General features: G+C 66.8%; 12 protein-coding genes and 2 pseudogenes. 8 read left to right on the forward strand and 6 right to left on the reverse strand.

Annotation, left to right across the window (positions count from 1 at the left end; translation table 11 throughout):
• Window positions 1-599: 599 nt before the first annotated feature.
• Window positions 600-1037 (reverse strand): annotated as a pseudogene (locus ACFYX0_RS35100) (ATP/GTP-binding protein); the annotation flags it as partial.
• Window positions 1038-1188: 151 nt separating this feature from the next.
• Here ACFYX0_RS35100 and ACFYX0_RS35105 point away from each other — a divergent pair.
• Both ACFYX0_RS35105 and ACFYX0_RS35110 read left to right on the forward strand, forming a co-directional pair.
• A complete protein-coding gene (locus ACFYX0_RS35105; protein WP_388976724.1) occupies window positions 1189-1488 on the forward strand; it encodes a GNAT family N-acetyltransferase in 300 nt (99 codons plus the stop codon).
• Window positions 1489-1809: 321 nt separating this feature from the next.
• Window positions 1810-2481: a hypothetical protein gene (locus tag ACFYX0_RS35110; protein WP_355924051.1), complete on the forward strand. Its 672-nt coding sequence runs from the start codon at window positions 1810-1812 to the stop codon at window positions 2479-2481.
• 275 nt (window positions 2482-2756) lie between these two features.
• On the opposite strand, the gene ACFYX0_RS35115 is transcribed toward ACFYX0_RS35110, so the two are convergent.
• Window positions 2757-3272 carry a hypothetical protein gene (locus tag ACFYX0_RS35115; protein WP_388976648.1) on the reverse strand — a complete coding sequence of 172 codons (516 nt, stop codon included), beginning with the start codon at window positions 3270-3272 and terminating at the stop codon, window positions 2757-2759.
• Between the two features lie 692 nt (window positions 3273-3964).
• Between ACFYX0_RS35115 and dnaE the strand changes: the two genes are divergently transcribed.
• Together dnaE and ACFYX0_RS35125 are read left to right on the forward strand one after the other, a co-directional pair.
• On the forward strand, window positions 3965-7564 hold the full coding sequence (gene dnaE / locus ACFYX0_RS35120; protein WP_388976651.1) for a DNA polymerase III subunit alpha: 3600 nt from the start codon (window positions 3965-3967) through the stop codon (window positions 7562-7564).
• Window positions 7546-7920 carry a DUF6300 family protein gene (locus tag ACFYX0_RS35125; RefSeq protein WP_355924057.1) on the forward strand — a complete coding sequence of 125 codons (375 nt, stop codon included), beginning with the start codon at window positions 7546-7548 and terminating at the stop codon, window positions 7918-7920. Before dnaE ends, ACFYX0_RS35125 begins: the two co-directional genes overlap by 19 nt.
• A 226-nt stretch (window positions 7921-8146) precedes the next feature.
• Here the strand turns inward: ACFYX0_RS35125 and ACFYX0_RS35130 are convergent, their stop codons facing one another.
• Window positions 8147-8575, reverse strand: a complete 429-nt coding sequence (locus ACFYX0_RS35130) for a hypothetical protein (protein WP_388976653.1) — start codon at window positions 8573-8575, stop codon at window positions 8147-8149.
• 29 nt (window positions 8576-8604) lie between these two features.
• Entirely contained in the window at window positions 8605-8934 is a 330-nt protein-coding gene (locus tag ACFYX0_RS35135) for a WD40 repeat domain-containing protein (RefSeq protein ID WP_355924060.1), read from the reverse strand.
• 466 nt (window positions 8935-9400) lie between these two features.
• Here ACFYX0_RS35135 and ACFYX0_RS35140 point away from each other — a divergent pair, with 466 nt between their 5' ends.
• The 3 genes from ACFYX0_RS35140 to ACFYX0_RS35150 all read left to right on the forward strand — a co-directional run bounded on the left by ACFYX0_RS35140 (window position 9401) and on the right by ACFYX0_RS35150 (window position 10926).
• Window positions 9401-9916 carry a sigma-70 family RNA polymerase sigma factor gene (locus ACFYX0_RS35140; protein ID WP_355924062.1) on the forward strand — a complete coding sequence of 172 codons (516 nt, stop codon included), beginning with the start codon at window positions 9401-9403 and terminating at the stop codon, window positions 9914-9916.
• Window positions 9913-10629, forward strand: a complete 717-nt coding sequence (locus tag ACFYX0_RS35145) for a hypothetical protein (protein ID WP_388976656.1) — start codon at window positions 9913-9915, stop codon at window positions 10627-10629. Before ACFYX0_RS35140 ends, ACFYX0_RS35145 begins: the two co-directional genes overlap by 4 nt.
• Before the next feature lie 108 nt (window positions 10630-10737).
• Window positions 10738-10926: a hypothetical protein gene (locus tag ACFYX0_RS35150; protein WP_355924066.1), complete on the forward strand. Its 189-nt coding sequence runs from the start codon at window positions 10738-10740 to the stop codon at window positions 10924-10926.
• 300 nt (window positions 10927-11226) lie between these two features.
• Here the strand turns inward: ACFYX0_RS35150 and ACFYX0_RS35155 are convergent, their stop codons facing one another.
• A complete protein-coding gene (locus tag ACFYX0_RS35155) occupies window positions 11227-12867 on the reverse strand; it encodes a pentapeptide repeat-containing protein (RefSeq protein ID WP_388976658.1) in 1641 nt (546 codons plus the stop codon).
• A gap of 119 nt (window positions 12868-12986) precedes the next feature.
• Between ACFYX0_RS35155 and ACFYX0_RS35160 the strand changes: the two are divergent.
• Window positions 12987-13868, forward strand: a pseudogene (locus ACFYX0_RS35160) (IS5 family transposase).
• Here ACFYX0_RS35160 and ACFYX0_RS35165 read toward each other — a convergent pair.
• The gene (locus ACFYX0_RS35165) at window positions 13823-14407 is read right to left on the reverse strand and encodes a GNAT family N-acetyltransferase (RefSeq protein ID WP_355923139.1); all 585 of its coding nucleotides are present in this window, start codon (window positions 14405-14407) and stop codon (window positions 13823-13825) included. The pseudogene ACFYX0_RS35160 and the gene ACFYX0_RS35165 sit on opposite strands and share 46 nt — an antisense overlap.
• Window positions 14408-14525 lie beyond the last annotated feature (118 nt).

Below are 14525 nucleotides of genomic sequence, written 5' to 3' on the forward strand. Positions count from 1 at the left end.
CTCAGCCCCGTCGCCTACGAGGCCCGACACTCAGCTACACTCACACTTGCCGCATAAGCATACAAACCGGTGTCCACTTCTCGGGGGGAACCCCCGACCGGCGTCGATCATGGGATCGATCAGGACTTTGATCGGTTCGATGACCGTGGGAGGTCGGCGCCGGATCACATTCTCCGGGGACGGCTCTGGCGCGTTGAGGGCGTGTCGGACTGTTGCTCGGGAGACGTTAAAGCGTGCCGCCACTTTGCGTAGCGGGAGCCCTCGTCCCTCTGCGAGGCGTCGGATCTGGAGGAACAGCTGTGCTTGGGTATCTTCGTTTTCATCGTGGCCGGCGGGCCGGACCTTGACCAGCAGGCTCGTCGGGTCCACGAGGGATCGTGCGAGGTGCACTTTGGAGTACCCGGCCAGGATCGCCAGTCGGTCGAGCCGCGGTTTACCCCCTTGCCAGAAGGGCGGACCGTTGAGAAAGCCGGGCAGGTAGCTGGGGCTGAGGTGGTTGGCCAGGGCCAGTCGGTGGACGTAGGAGTCAACTGTCTCTCCCAGGACTGGCCGCACGCGTACTGGAAGGATTGTCAGCCGCTCGGGTATGTCGGTATCGGTCATCCTCGGTGTCCAGAGGCTGACTGTTGGGCGCTGTAGTCGAGCGGGACTGCTGTGAGGTCCTTCTTGGTGATCTTTTCTGTGCCGCTGAGGATCGCGTCCACGGCCGCTCCGCGGACCTGGTGGGACAGGGCGCCGATCATCCCGCCGGTCCGATCGTGTAGGTAGCGATCCAGCTTGGTGAGGGCCCCCTGGCTGTGATGCCGCAGCAGCAGTGTCTGCTCCATGGTGGCTACCAGCCCCTTCCACTCGGTGTTGTAGGGGAATGGATGGGTGGGGATGAGGGTGAAGCGTCCGGCGATCTGCGCTCCGCGGGTGCCGGATAACAGGTTGCTGTGCTCGATGCCGATACCGGCGTAGACGAAGGTGGCGGGGATCCGTTCGGAGAAGTACTTGAGGGTGTCGGCGACCTCGGCACCGTTTCTGGTGGTCAGCGTAGGCGCGGACGATCCGATACTGTTCAGCGCCCTGGCAGTTCCTCACCTCGCCTTTGCCGAGCCTGGAACCCACGTCGGTCTCGCGGGAACACCGCAATTGGCGGAAGCGGTCGACGCCTGTGTCGCCGACGGATCGGTGGAACGCGCGATCATGCGTATCCGGGCAGGTCTGGCGGTGGTCGCCGCAGCTGTCGAACTCGGGTCGGCCCTGTCCGCGGGCCAGCACCAACCGCTCGCAGGAGTCAGTGAGATCGTCGGCGTCGGAACGCTTCCCGCAGCTCGCCGTCGCGGTCTCGCACTCGCAGTCACCGCGGCACTGGTGGCCGACGCCCGGTCGCGGGGAGCGGAAACCGTCTTCCTGTCGGCAGGTGACGATGACGTCGCGCAGATCTACGCCCGACTCGGCTTCCGCAAGATCGGTACAGCACTGATCGCCGAACCCGCCGAATAGGCCCACTCTGTCCACTCCGAAGTGGCGTCTCGTTCGCGGGTGAACTGGAGCAGGCCGGGACAACACCGTCGGCCAGAAGGCGAAGCGTCCGCGTACCGCGCGTGCGGTACGCCGGGACGGGAGGCGAGCGCCGCGCTGGCCACGAACGGAGTGCGAGCTCCTGACCGCTGGCGTGCCGCGAACCCCTCCAGCAGCGCCGCGCAGCGGGGCGCGCGCGTCCGGGTCACCGGTCGCGCACCTGTGCGCCGGGCGGTGAGCGGTGGGAGGGCGTCCGTGTGGGGGAGCATGGGCCCAGTTGTCGCTCGTTAGTGAGGGGTCGTCATGGGTTCTGTCCGTCGTGCGGTGCCTCCGGTGCTGCTCTCCTGTCTGCTGCTGGCGGGCTGTTCATCGGGTTCGCAGTCCGCGTCGGACACCTCGGGGAAGGGCGGAGCGTCGGCGCAGGGGCCGTCGGGGAGTGCTGGACTTGCAGGATCGGTGAAGATTCCGGTGGGGGCGGGGCCTCAGGCGACGTACACGGTGCAGCAGCAGCCGCCCGCGGGCAGCTGTCACTACCGGTACGAGCACGGCGAGCCCCTCGAGGACCTGGCATGCACTCCGGGTGCAGTCTCTCCGGCGGTGACGCAGGCGAACCTGGCCACGACGATCTGCCGGAAGGGCGGCTACACCAAGAACATCCGGCCGCCGGAGGCAATCACCCGCAAAGAGAAGCAGGCGAACGCCGCCTCGTACGGCTACAAGGGCAGCCTCGGAGACGCCGAGTACGACCACCTGATCAGTCTGCAGCTTGGCGGTGACCCGAACGACGCCCGCAACCTGTGGGTCGAGCCGGCCGACCCGGGCCACAAGCCGGGCGGCGGCATCAACAACAAGAAGGACCCGGTGGAGACGAAACTGCACACCGCCGTCTGCTCCGGCAAGGTCACCCTCGCGGACGCGCAGCAGGCCATCGTCACCGACTGGACCACCGCCCTGTCCAAGCTGGGCCTGAGCTGACCAGCCCGGGCGACGGCCCGGCCTGATTCGATGAGCGAGGACGATGGTGACCGGTGCGCACGTCTGGGCGGCAGGTTCGGGGGGCGGCGGTGGCCGGGCGGCGCTTTGCCCATGTGCTCGTGAGGTCTACGGATCAGGCGGTGTTGAGGTCGGGGATCGGACTCCTCATGCAGTGCTCAGCCCGTAGTTCGCTTCGCGGGGCGAGCATGCGAACTCGGCATGTGGTGCCGGGACATCCAGCGGGCGTGGCCTGGACGTCCCGGCGGTTGGAAGGGTCAGCCGATTCCCGTGACCTGCAGGGCCGTGGTCCAGTTGTTCTTGATCGCGCTGCGGGCGGAGGACAGGGTGATGGTGCCCGCGCAGACGGCGTTCTTCAGCTTCGTCTCCACTCCGTCCTTGGAGTGCGCGGTCTGGGAGCCGGAGTAGGGCTCGGGCCACAGGTTGCCGGGGTCGCGGGGCGCGCCGCCGAGTTCGAGGGGGACGAGGTGGTCTTCCTCGTAGTCGGCCATGTTGGTGTCGGAGTAGCCGTAGTCGGTGATGCCCTGGTCCTTGAGGGGGTTGGTGTAGGACGTCGGGGGGCGGACGGTGGCGGTCCAGCCGGACACGCAGATGGTGCTCTGGATGTTCGACTGGGTGACGTCCGGGTTGTAGGCGCCGGGCGTGCAGGAGGAGTCGGGCAGCGGCAGGTAGGCGTGGGAGCAGGTCGATGTCTGGGCGGTGCCGGCCGAGGCGGCGATCAGGCTGGCGGCCGCGAGGGCCAGGGCGCAGGTGGTGGCAGTGATGCGGCGCATGTGGGGTTCTCCCGCAGGATCGGCCCGGCCAGTGGGGTGCCGGGCGGCTGACGGCATGACACCACCACCCGGGTCTATGCGTGTAGAGCCGTGGGATGAACAAGAGGCGACCTGCGCGATCCTTACCTTGCCCTGACCAAGTCTTTCCGAAGGTCCTTGTTTCATCCCAGAGTTGGGCGCCGTCTCGCGACTTCCGATCGGCGCGGGGGCAGGCCAGACAGCGCTGCTGGTGTCGGCGGCGTGAGCGTACTGGGAGCCCGCCGCTCTGACGGCGCCGCCTACGCCCCGCACACCCTCTGGGCGGAGGTGAGGCTAGGCCGGCACGCTCGTCAGCGTGCGCGGCGTCGTAACAGTCCTCACGCCACACCGCCGATCACCACAGCACCAGGGCGGGGAACCGTTCCGCGGACGGGGCGGGAGCACCAGGTGGCCTCCCATGTGCCGCAGCAGTTGGAGGCGCTGCACCGCTGACGGGCACGGCGTGAACACGAACAGCTGTGCCGGCCCAGGACGCAGCCGAGACACGCGCGAGGCGACACGACATGAGGTCTTCCGATACCTCTGTGCAATGAGGCAAGTCACTGGCTTCAGCTCTGTCGGGGCAGGTGAGCAGGGGCACGGGAAGCGAGTTCGATCTTCGTCTGAGGGATAGGGTGGCGGCTTCCCACGACCGCCTGCGGAGGTGCCCGCCCGTGGATGACAGCTTTGTTCACCTGCACAATCACACCGAGTATTCGATGCTCGACGGCGCGCAGAAGCTGAAGCCGATGTTCGCCGAGGTGGCCCGTCAGGGCATGCCGGCCGTGGCCATGAGCGACCACGGCAACATGTTCGGTGCGTACGAGTTCCATCAGGTGTCTCAAGGCTTCGAGAATGTCAAGCCGATCATCGGGATCGAGGCGTACGTCGCTCCCTCATCGCGCCGGAATCGCAAGCAGGAGTTCTGGGGTCCCGGTGGGCAGCGTGCGATGTCGGATGACGGCGAGGGCTCGAAGGACGTCTCCGGCGGAGGGCGCTTCACCCATATGACGATGTGGGCGCAGAACGTCCAGGGGCTGAAGAACCTCTTCTACCTGTCGACCGAGGCGTCCTACACGGGCCAGTTCCCCGCGGGCAAGCCGCGCATGGACATGGAGCTGATCAACGAGCACTCCGAGGGCATCATCGCCACGACCGGCTGCCCCTCCGGCGCGATCCAGACCCGCCTTCGCCTGAACCAGTACGACGAGGCCCGCGAGGTCGCCACCGCCTACCAGGACATCTTCGGCCGTGAGAACTATTTCCTGGAGCTGATGGATCACGGGCTGTCCATCGAGCGGGAGGTCCGTGATGGTCTGCTGCGCCTGGCTAAGGAGCTGAACATCCCGCTCCTGGCCACCAACGATGCGCACTACATCCACGAGGACCAGGCCGACGCGCACGACAACCTGCTGTGCATCGGCGTCGGCAAGAACAAGGCCGACGAGAAGCGGTTCCGCTTCCAGGGCAGCGGCTACTATCTCAAGACCGCGGCCGAGATGCGGGAGTTGTTCGCGGAGCTGCCGGAGGCGTGCGACAACACGCTGCTGATCGCCGAGCGCATCGAGTCGTACGACGGTGTGTTCGAGAACGTCGACGAGATGCCGCAGTACCCTGACGTGCCGGAGGGGGAGACCCAGGAGTCCTGGCTGCGCAAGGAGTGCCTCAAGGGCCTCGCCAAGCGCTACGGCGACCCGATCCCGGCCGAGGTCATGGAGCGCTTCGAGACCGAGATGTCGGTCATCGGCCCCATGGGGTTCTCCTCGTACTTCCTCGTGGTCGCCGACATCTGCCAGTACGCCCGCGACAACGGAATCCCGGTCGGCCCTGGCCGTGGTTCGGCCACCGGCTCGATCGTCGCGTACGCGACCCGGATCACCGAGCTGTGCCCGATAGAGCACGGCCTGCTGTTCGAGCGGTTCCTGAACCCCGAGCGCATCAACCCGCCGGATGTCGACCTCGACTTCGACGACCGTCAGCGCGACACCATGGTGCGCTACGTCACCGAGAAGTACGGCGACGAGTACACGGCCATGGTGAACACGTTCGGCAAGATCAAGGCCAAGAACGCGATCAAGGACTCGTCCCGCATCCTCGGCTACCCGTTCTCACACGGTGAGCGGATCACCAAGGCGCTCCCGCCGGACATCATGGGCAAGTCGATCCCGCTCGACGGCATCTTCGACCCGGAGCACCCCCGCTACGGCGAGGCGGGTGAGATCCGGCAGATGTACGAGAACGAGCCGGACGTGAAGAAGGTCATCGACACCGCCAAGGGTGTCGAGGGCCTGACCCGGGGCACCGGCGTGCACGCGGCCGCGGTCATCCTGTCCAAGACGAAGCTGACCGAGCGCATCCCGCTGCACATGCGCGCCAAGGACGGCGTCAAGATCACCGGCTTCGACTACCCCAGTTGCGAAAACATGGGGCTGGTCAAGATGGACTTCCTGGGCCTGCGAAACCTGGGCGTCATCGACCACGCCCTGAAGAACATCCGCGACAACCGCGGCGTCAAGCTCGCCACCGTCGACCCGGGCAACGGTGACGACAGCGTCACCGTCATCCCGCTCGACGACAAGAAGACCTTCGAACTCCTCGGCCGCGGCGACACGTTCGGCGTGTTCCAGCTCGACGGAGGCGGCATGCGCGCCCTGCTCAAGCTGATGGAGCCGTCCCGATTCGAGGACATCGCGGCCGCGCTCGCCCTGTACCGGCCGGGCCCGATGGCCGCTAACGCGCACACCAACTATGCGCTGCGCCAGAACGGCAAGCAGGACCCGGACCCCATCCACCCGGAGCTCAAGGAAGTCCTCGACCCGATCCTGGGCTCCACGCACCACCTGCTCATCTTCCAAGAGCAGATCATGGCCATCGCCCGGACCCTGGCCGGGTACACGCTCGGCGGCGCCGACATGCTGCGCCGCGCGATGGGCAAGAAGAAGCCCGAAGTGCTGGCGGCCGAGTGGAAGAACTTCCATGCCGGCATGACCGGCAAGGGCTACTCGGAAGAGGCCACCAAGGCGATCTGGGACGTCATGCTCCCGTTCTCCGGCTACGCCTTCAACAAGTCGCACACCGCCGGGTACGGGCTGGTCTCCTACTGGACCGCCTACCTCAAGGCGAACTACCCGGCCGAGTACATGGCCGCGCTGCTGACCTCTGTCGGCGACGACAAGGACAAGGCGGGCGTCTACCTCGCAGATGCCCGCAAACTGGGTGTCACGGTCCTCCCGCCGGACGTGAACGAGTCGCTGGCCGAGTTCGCGGCCGTCGGTGACGACGTGCGCTTCGGCCTGCTGTCGGTGCGCAACGTCGGAGAGAACGTCATCGAGGCGATCATCGACGCCCGCAAGTCGAAGGGGAAGTTCTCCTCTTTCCTGGACTTCCTCGACAAGGTCGATCTGCCCGCGCTGAACAAGCGTGCCATTGAATCCCTCATCAAGGCCGGCGCGTTCGACTCCCTCGGGCACACCCGCAAGGGTCTGTCGGCCGCGCACGAGATGGCCGTTGACGCCGTCGTGCCGCTGAAGAAGGCTGCGGCCTACGGCCAGGACGACCTGTTCGCCGGCATGGGCGCAGACAGCAGCGACGGCGACGGCAATCTCGGCATCACCGTTGAGATCAGCGAGGACGAGTGGCCGCGCAAGCACCTCCTTGCCACCGAGCGGGAGATGCTCGGCATGTACGTCTCCGCGCACCCGCTGGACGGCACCGAGCACATCCTCTCCGACAACCGTGACACCACGATCGTCGACCTGGTCTCCTCCGGCCGTACGGAGGGAGTGGTCCGCCTCTCCGGTCTGATCACCAGTGTCCAGCCGAAGATGACCAAGCAGGGCAATGCCTGGGCGATCGTGAACTTGGCGGACCGCGACGGCACGATCGAAGCCCTCTTCTTCCCGGCGACCTACCAGCTTGTGGTCGGCGCCCTCGTCGAGGACGCCGTCGTCTCGGTGCAGGGCCGCATCAACGACCGGGACGGCGCGATCTCCATCTTCGGCCAGGAACTGCAGGTGCTCGACGTGTCCTCGGCGGAGCGGGCAGGTGCGGCCCCGGTGCAGCTCACACTGCCCTACCACCGCATCAACGAGCCCTCCATGAAAGAGCTGAAGCGAATCATGGGCGCCCACCCGGGGGAGAACCCGGTGCGCCTGGCCGTACGAGGCCCGCAGAAGACGATCGTGTACCAGCTCCAGTCACTGGTGAACGCCACGACGATCGCCTCCGACATCAAAGGCTCCTTCGGGCAGGACGCATGGCAAGGAGTCGCCTGATCGGCAAGAAACCGGAGGGGGAGTCGATCCTCTTCAAGATCGAAGAGACACCGCTGTGCCCTCGTTGCGGAAAGCGCACACTGCTCCTCACTCGCTACCAGCATTCCTGGACAAACGGCCGTGGCGAGGACATCGCCAGCCGGAAGGAAGCCGCACTGTGCCCGGCCTGCGACCACAAGGACCAGGCCGCCGCCGAACTCCTGGCGTTGTTCGCAGTCGACGGCCAGGTGTCGACCAAGAACGCGGAGGCCTTCGCCGGCCTCCTCGCGGCCTGGATCGAGTCCGTACGGCACCGCACTGTTGACGAGGTGCTGCTCGCCGACGAATACGAACGGTGGCAGCGAGGCGACTTATAGATGCAGATGTGCCCAGGCCTACTGCCGGGGCACATCCCGTCGCACGGTCAGGGCAGGGCCTGGTGCAGGCGCAGTGCGTGCCCGAGCAGCGTATCCTCGGGGCGCATGCTGCGAGGCTCGATCCGATCTGCAGCCTGGTGGCGGGGCTGCGTCCTTCGGCGGCAACATCATCGAGACCGGCAGCGACTCCTACCGCCTCGCCAGCACCCGGGCCCGGCGGACAGGCTCAAGCCGACTGACAAGACGTATCGCCAGAGATTCCCGTCTGCCGCCGGTTAAGCTTCTCCATGACACGGTCGCGGAGAAGCTCGTACTCCTCACGAAGCCTGCGCCATTCGGTCACGGGCGGTCGCGGAATGACAACGCCTCCGGCGACAGACTCCTCCGGCCCGAACTGCTCGTGGGTGAGGTCGATCTCAATGCCTATGCCCAGGCGGTTCCACCAGTGGTAGTCCACACGCTCTCCGTTGACGTGGACCTCTCCCCGGATCAGCTCGCCTCCCAGCAGGTCATTGAGCACCATGGCAGTGACACCGCACTGGTCCCGAGCCGGGTTGTCCGGGCTCCAGCGCGATCGGAACTCAGGCGTGCATGTCTCGGCACTCCAGCTGCTGCGAACGGCTCGTTCAATATCGGTGAGAAGCAACGGCGTCATGCCGGTGATCCTCCCAGCCAGCACTGACATCAACGGCCGGATCGGCAAACGCTGTCGGCGGACACGGTCGCGGCGCACAGCCGCCAGATCCACATTCGAATGGTGTGGTCGTCGCTCGCGCTCGCGAGGGTGTGACCGGAGCTGAAGGCCACGTCGTCGATCGGCCCGGTGTGGCCGACAAGATGGGCGGCGTGCCCGGGTGCCGCACCGGTTGCCCGTGGGAACAGTCGTCCGGCGAGGCCCCACACAGCTCCGCGTTGAGAGGCGACCGCTCTTCGTGACTCGTCCTGAACGGCTCCGGCGGATGTTCTCCGTACGGCGCGGAGTGTTCCTCCGCCCGCACCGCACGTCGCCTGCACCGTTTCGGAGGCCGAGGCGGGGCGGCGCCGCCGGACCGGCCCTCAACGGGCCTCGGGCTCCCGCCCGTGCCTCGTTCGGTACGAGGTGATGCGTTTTGGCCGTTGTTAACGCGCAGGTAGCCTCCCGGCGCAGTGAGCTCCGCCGCTGCCGGGCAGTCGATTCGAGTAGATGTGCGGCCGTTCGTACAGGCGAGCCTGACACTTCCGCCCGGCCAGGCTAGTGACCTGCATCACAGGGGGCGCATTGCGCGGGGCGCACGCCGGAGATGCACGCTCTTAAAAGGGCAGTTCACGGCATATGAGCACCCCTCAGTTGATCACGTAATGCACCCGGTGATGCTCCCTGAGTGATTTTCGATGCCAAACGCATGCGTTTTTGCCGGACCGGCCCGCTTGAGTAGTCCTCGTCAGCGGGCGGACCAGACGTCACCTCCGCCCTCCCCTTCAGCCTCAACGAAGAGGACTCATGACCGAAGACGTGCGCGCGGAGGACGGCAGCCACGCTGCCGAGGCGGTACTCCCGCTGCCCCTGGAGTTCGAGGCGCTGTACCTGGCCACCCAGGAGGCGTTCCACGCCTACGCCCTGCTCTACCTCGGCACCAACGACGCCGCCGAAGAGGCGGCGCACCGGGCCTTCCTGGAGATCCTGCGGCACTGGGACGCCCTGCTGGAGGAGAGCAACCTCCAGCAGCAGGCCTGGTCGATCCTGCGACGGGTCGTCATTTCGCAGGCGATCGAGGGGTTTCGTAAGAAGCTGGCCCTCCTGGACAGCGACATCGGCCTGTACAAGGCGATCTGCAGCCTCCCCCCGCGCCAGTTCGACGCCATCGTCCTGCGCCACGTCCTGCTGTGCGACACCAAGAAGATCAGCTGGTACATGGGCGTGACCACGAGCACCGTCGACTACCACTGCCGCAAGGCGAAGGACCGTCTCCAACAGGCTGTCTCTTCGTACCTCAAAAAGGAAGGCGACCAGGCATGAGCCGTGTCGAAGAACTCCTCAACGCAGCAGGAAAGACCCTGAAGCAAACCCGCCGCCCCTTCGACGTCGGCGCGGGACTGCGCCGCCTGGCCGAAGAGGCCGGCTACGTCCCGCGGGGCCGCAGCGCCCCACGGCAGCGCACCCGGCGGGCCACACCCACCGAATCTGACACGCCCCCGGAGCCCCGTGCCCGTCACCAGCTGTCCGTGATCGCCCGATGGGTCCTCAACCAGCCCCAGGCAGCGGACCACGTCGAACGCCTGGCCGAGGAGATCGGTGCCAACGGCCCCACCGAACACCACACCCCACAGGCCGACCTGGACGTCGACGGAGCCCACGTGTTCGCCTGCATGCTCTACCTCGCCGGACACCCGGAAAGCGCCTCGTTCTGGTGGCAGCTGGCCGCCGGCGCCAGCCACCGCACCGCCACCTACTGCCTGCACCTGCACCATCTCGAACTCGGCGAACTCAAAGAAGCCGACCACTGGCGCCGACAGCTGCAGAAGGAGGACGACGGCCCCGACGACGCTTTCCTCGAAGTCGTCGAGCTGTTCGCCGGCTACGTCCACCGCAACTGCGCAACCGCACCAGCCTTACGGCAAAGCCTGACAGCGGAAGTCGAACGCCTCGCCACCCGGGAGACCGGCGACGTCCTGGTCCTGCCCGAACGCGAACTCGCCGACCGCTTGCAGGACTACGCCAATCAGCACTAGACCCGCCAACGCGGAAGAGCCCACCGGGCGATCAACCGGTTCGTAGGCCACCGATCACCCGACAGGCTCTTCACTGCGCAAACCCCTCAGAACAGGAGCTGCTCTGCCATGAAGCGTAAACCCCCCATCCCCGGCACGGCCACACCGCCTGATATCAGGACCCGGGGCACACGGGTGTACCGGTGGGCCCGGCAGCGACGCCGCGACGCCGCCACGTACCTGCTGCGCGGTGCCTGCTACGGCTTCGGCACCGGCGTCGTCGGCCTCGGATTCTGGTGGCTGGAGCAGCACATGTAAGTCACTGAACGACCAGCCAATGCCGTGCTTTCTGGTCGCTCCGTGAAGTCCAGAATTGAGGCTCCGGCCGCGAACGGCACTTTGGCGACCGTGCGGGCGCGCTCCTGGTTTGTGGCCCCAGGCGTGGGTCCGCAAGCCGGCAGGGCTGAAGGACGGCCAGAACTTCAAGGTGTGCCGGCTGTGCCCCGCCGTCTGAGCACGACAAGGGGACACGCTGAGCGTCGTCCTCCCGCGCCTGCCTGCCGTGGAGAGTAGGGGCGAAATGAAGGCCTGAGGGGTGACGTAATGCTGGGGTGCTGTTCATCGTTTGACCCGGCCACGGATGGCCAGGACGGCGAGGCCGAGCAGTACCGGTTCGGTCAGCCGGGAGGCCATCTCGATGTAGCTGCCGGCAGTGGTGAGGTCCTCGCCCGAAGAGCGGAAGACGACCGAGTTCACCACAATCCTCACAGAGTTCTCCCAGCGTTCGGAGCTGAGCCGGGAAGAGAGGGAGCCGGTGGGGTTGACCGGGTCGGGCTTGTCAGTGGTCAGTGAGATGTCCTGCCCGGTCAGCCGTCCAGTGGTGACGGACTTCGGGTCGTCCGCCGGAAGCCCCCACAGCATCATGACCAGCACCGTGGCAGCCATGGCACCGAGCAGCCAGGCCAGTGCCCGCGACGCCCGCAGACCGTACCCGGACACTGCCCAGTACAGGGCCAGCAGCGCATGCTCGGCGCGGGGCCGTTGGCGGTCGTGGCGGCGCATCTCCATCTCGCCGTAGTAGAAATCCGCCGCGTCCGGCTCGTTCTTGCTGTCCTCAAAGGACTTCCGCAGCTGCCGGTAGATCGGCGCCAGCTGAGCTGGACCCACCACCTCCACCCCGGCCGGAGCAGCCGTCCACTCGGACCGTCCCTGGGCGGCACGCCAGTGCTGCTCCTCGGCCAGCGTTCGCCGTGCGGTCCATCGCACCACACGCAGCGCCCGCCGTCGCAGGCCAGACGGAGCGGACTCGAGAGGGCATTCCCCTTCCAGCCGCAGCTGGTCAAGGTGCACCGTGCCGGACAGCAGGCAGGTGCTGAGGTCCACGTCTTGGAGCACCAAGTGCGCTGCGTCCGCTCCCCGCAGGGACGCCATACGCACACCTGCATCACTGCCGGCCAGAAGCTCTTCTGCAAACACTCCTCCGGACCAATCAGTGAAGGGAGCGCTCCGAGCGATGATGCTTAGCGGGTACTCGAATACCGCGTCGCTCAGGTCGACAGTGGCGTATCTCAGCCGTAGTGCGGCGGTCGAGGCCCATCGCGTTCGCCTGCATCCCAGCGTTGTCGCCGCGATCGCAATGGTTACCGGACCGTCGAACACGGCCCCGGACAGTTGCACAAACCCTGCGCAGATCAGAGGGCCGAATTCCGATGTCGACTCAAAGGCGGCATTTGTGAACCAACCGTCGCGGTGGAACGTGGCTCCGTTGAACTCGGCGCGTCCCGTGAATGTCGCCCTGACGAACCAGGCGTCGTCGGTGAAGGTTGTCTTTCCGAACCAGGCATCGCTGCCGAACGTCACCCCGCCGAAGATGACGCGACCGGTGAACGTTGCTTCGCGGAACTCGGCGTGACCGCTGAACGTTACCCCGCCGAACGAGGCCTCGCCAGAAAACGTCGCCCCATCAAAACGGACATTGCCGAGGCAGGGCCGTCCAGTAGCGGGATCACGGAGCGCGTCCAGGAGTTGCTGCAGCAGACCCTCAGATATCTGAGTGCCGCGGTGGTCGAGGTCACTACCAGGCGCCAGCGCGCTGAGGTAAGTGGTCCGATCTGCGTTCGTGAGATGAGCCAGGCACGCGCCGTACGGCTCCACCTGACGGCCACGGCAGCCGACCGGGTCGCTGGCCGGGTCCGCACCGCGTGCGCAGTGCAGCCAGGTCGGCGCGGACGAGAGGGGCGGTGTGCCGGTAGTCGTCATGACCGCTGGGACGTTCCGGGCCGATGCGCGGTTGCTGCGAGTGGTCGGCCACGATCGGCCGTGTCGGCTTCTAGGGCGTGTGCCGAAAGTAGATCTCGGCCGTGAGATGATCTTGGTTCGTGGCGCGTGGAGATCTGACGGACGAACAATGGGCGATGCTGGAGCTGCTGTTGCCGAGGGGCAAGAAGCCCGGCCGACCGCCGATATGGACCCGGCGGCAACTGATCGACGGCATACGATTCAGGGTCCGCACCGGCGTCCCGTGGCGGGACGTGCCCGCCGAGTACGGGCCGTGGGGTCGGGTGTACGACCTCTCACTCACTCCGCCGCTGGCAACGGGACGGAACGTGGCACCAGATCTTCACCGCCCTCCAGACCCGGGCGGATGCGAAGGACCTGATCACCTGGGACATCAACGTCGACTCTACGATCGTGCGGGCCCACCAGCACGCCGCCGGGGCGCGTAAAGGGGGGCCCTTCAGAAGGAGCCGCCAGGCGGCGTCGCCGTCGAGCCGGACGACCACGGGCTCGGACGCTCGCGCGGCGGGCTGACCACCAAGGTGCACCTGGGCGTCGAGCAGGGACAGAAACCCATGTCCATCGTGATCACCGCCGGGCAGCGCGGGGACTCCCCGCAGTTCGAGGCCGTCCTGGGCCGCATCAGGGTGCCCCGCCTGGGGTCCGGCAGGCCGCGCACCCGGCCGAGGCGGGTGCGCGCGGACAAGGCGTACGCCTCCCGGAAGAACCGCGCCTACCTGCGGCGACGCGGTATCCGCTGCACCATCCCGGACAAGGTTGACCAAGCCCGCAACCGCAAGAAGCGCGGCTCGCTCGGCGGCCGTCCGCCGAGGTTCGACCCGGAGGACTACAAGGCGAGACACGCGGTCGAGTGCGGCATCAATCGCCTCAAAAGACACCGCGCCGTGGCCACGAGGTACGACGAGCTCGCGGTCCGCTACGAGGCGACCGTCCTCGTCGCAGCCATCAATGAATGGCTGTGACCCGTGTCGTCGAGAGTGATCCAGTAGCGGCGCTTGACCCCGGTTTCGGTGCTGCGCACATCTTCGAGGACGCCGCCGTTGCTTTCGATGGTGCGCGCCGAGCCGACGTTGCCATCATCACAGGTGAGAAGGACCCGGTCCAGACCGAACGCCGGCGCCTTGAGCAGAACCGCTCCCAGCGCCCATGAGGCCAGTCCGCGTCTCCTGGCAGAAGGCCGAACGCTGTAGCCGATGTTTCCGCCGCCTTCCAACAAAAAGGCGTTCAGATAGTGCCGAAGGTCGATGGCCCCAAGGTACGTCTCGCCCTCGACGATCCACCAGTGCGTAGCGTGGACGCGCCCTTCCCCGACAGGCAGCGCCCGGTCCGATTGCTGTCGCAGCCGCTCGACCCATGAGGCGAACCCTTCCGGGCTGTCGAGGTCATCGTCACCAACCAGACGCAGGCCAGCCCCGTCCTGGTGAGCACCAGGCTGCCACTCGTCACGGGCCGTGAGCCACGAGGAATGCAGCCGTCCCGTGGGAGCGATCAGTTCAGCCATGCCAGGGACGATAACACCCGCACCCCCTGCGCGATCAGGCACTTTGTGCCAGATCGGGAGCCCGGCCCGTCGGATGGGGTGCAGGTAAGCCGGATCGGGGCGCGATCCCCTCATCCCG

Origin of the sequence: Streptomyces sp. NPDC002573, from assembly GCF_042889625.1 — a bacterium.
GTDB classification, from domain to species: Bacteria; Actinomycetota; Actinomycetes; order Streptomycetales; family Streptomycetaceae; genus Streptomyces; species Streptomyces gibsoniae.

Excerpts from the sequence above, each read along its gene's own strand:
- ACFYX0_RS35150 (WP_355924066.1), top strand. The coding sequence starts at position 10,738 with ATGAAGCGTAAACCCCCCATCCCCGGCACGGCCACACCGCCTGATATC.
- ACFYX0_RS35115 (WP_388976648.1), bottom strand. The coding sequence starts at position 3,272 with ATGCGCCGCATCACTGCCACCACCTGCGCCCTGGCCCTCGCGGCCGCC.
- ACFYX0_RS35140 (WP_355924062.1), top strand. The coding sequence starts at position 9,401 with ATGACCGAAGACGTGCGCGCGGAGGACGGCAGCCACGCTGCCGAGGCG.
- ACFYX0_RS35110 (WP_355924051.1), top strand. The coding sequence starts at position 1,810 with ATGGGTTCTGTCCGTCGTGCGGTGCCTCCGGTGCTGCTCTCCTGTCTG.
- ACFYX0_RS35165 (WP_355923139.1), bottom strand. The coding sequence starts at position 14,407 with ATGGCTGAACTGATCGCTCCCACGGGACGGCTGCATTCCTCGTGGCTC.
- ACFYX0_RS35125 (WP_355924057.1), top strand. The coding sequence starts at position 7,546 with ATGGCAAGGAGTCGCCTGATCGGCAAGAAACCGGAGGGGGAGTCGATC.
- ACFYX0_RS35105 (WP_388976724.1), top strand. The coding sequence starts at position 1,189 with ATGCGTATCCGGGCAGGTCTGGCGGTGGTCGCCGCAGCTGTCGAACTC.
- ACFYX0_RS35145 (WP_388976656.1), top strand. The coding sequence starts at position 9,913 with ATGAGCCGTGTCGAAGAACTCCTCAACGCAGCAGGAAAGACCCTGAAG.
- ACFYX0_RS35155 (WP_388976658.1), bottom strand. The coding sequence starts at position 12,867 with ATGACGACTACCGGCACACCGCCCCTCTCGTCCGCGCCGACCTGGCTG.
- ACFYX0_RS35130 (WP_388976653.1), bottom strand. The coding sequence starts at position 8,575 with ATGACGCCGTTGCTTCTCACCGATATTGAACGAGCCGTTCGCAGCAGC.